Genomic DNA, 979 nt, shown 5'->3' with positions numbered 1-979 from the left:
CTAGATGAGTAAGTCCTAATGGTTAGTGGTCGTAGGCGGTCAGCGATCGTGTGATGGGCTGGCCGGTGGTGCGGTTATGCCAGATGGCGCAGGTCAGGGCGAGGATGCGTTGGCCGATTCGGGCGAGGATCCCTGCTGGGGTGCGGGCTCCGTGCTGTTCGAGGGTGAGCTGGCCTTTGAGGGTGTCGTTGACTGCTTCGATCAGCTGGCGGACGGATTTGAGGAGGTGCTGGCCGGGCCGTGGCTTGTGGTTGCGGTAGGAGGGCCGCAGCAGGCGCAGGCCGATGCTGTCCAGGAAGCGGTCCAGAGCGCCGGAGACGTAGCCCTTGTCCGCGATGATCAGTTGGCCGTGGTGGCTGGTCACAAGCTCGGTCTCCTCCAGTATCCCGGCCAGGACTTCGCGTTCGTCTGTCGTGGGATGGGCCAGTGCCCAGGCCATGGGCAATCCCGCGGGGGTGCACAGCAGGTGCAGGCGCATGCCCCAGAAGTACCGGGAGTGGGAGGCGCAGTAGCCGTATCCGGCCCAGCCCGCCAGATGGGAGCGTTTGACGGTCTCCCGCGAGCGGGCGCACTCCACGGGAGTGGAGTCCACCAGCCAGACGTCGTCGTGCCACAGGTCGGTGTCGCGTGCCAGTAGCCGGATGGTCTGGCGGATCAGGTCAGCGGCTTTGCGCAGGCGCTTGTTGTAGCCGGACTGGCCCGGGATCTGTGGGAACGCGCCGGGTAGCCGCGTCGAGACCACCCGCAGCCAGCGGGCCTCGGAGGAGACACCGAGCAGAGCCTGGGCCACAGCCAGCGTCAGCAACTCGGCGTCCGTGAGCCGAGGCGGGCGTCCCAGCCGCTTCGGCAGCATCAGATCGTCATCGATCTTCACGTACAGTGCCGTGATGAGGGTGTTCAGGTCGGTCGACACAACCGGATCTTGAACACCCTCACCTCGTTCATGCACCCCACCAGCCGTTAGGACTTACTCATCTAG

1 protein-coding gene is annotated in these 979 nt (G+C 65.5%); it reads right to left on the bottom strand.

Annotated elements, in window-relative coordinates:
- Positions 1–22: 22 nt before the first annotated feature.
- The gene (locus RNC47_RS35950) at positions 23–913 is read right to left on the bottom strand and encodes an IS982 family transposase (RefSeq protein ID WP_311605045.1); all 891 of its coding nucleotides are present in this window, start codon (positions 911–913) and stop codon (positions 23–25) included.
- Positions 914–979: the final 66 nt, after the last annotated feature.

The sequence above is a fragment of the Streptomyces millisiae genome (assembly GCF_031845425.1).
In the GTDB taxonomy this organism is placed as follows: domain Bacteria; phylum Actinomycetota; class Actinomycetes; order Streptomycetales; family Streptomycetaceae; genus Streptomyces; species Streptomyces millisiae.
The sequence above is the reverse complement of the archived record's forward strand: the minus strand, read 5'-3'. Positions and strand labels throughout refer to the sequence as shown.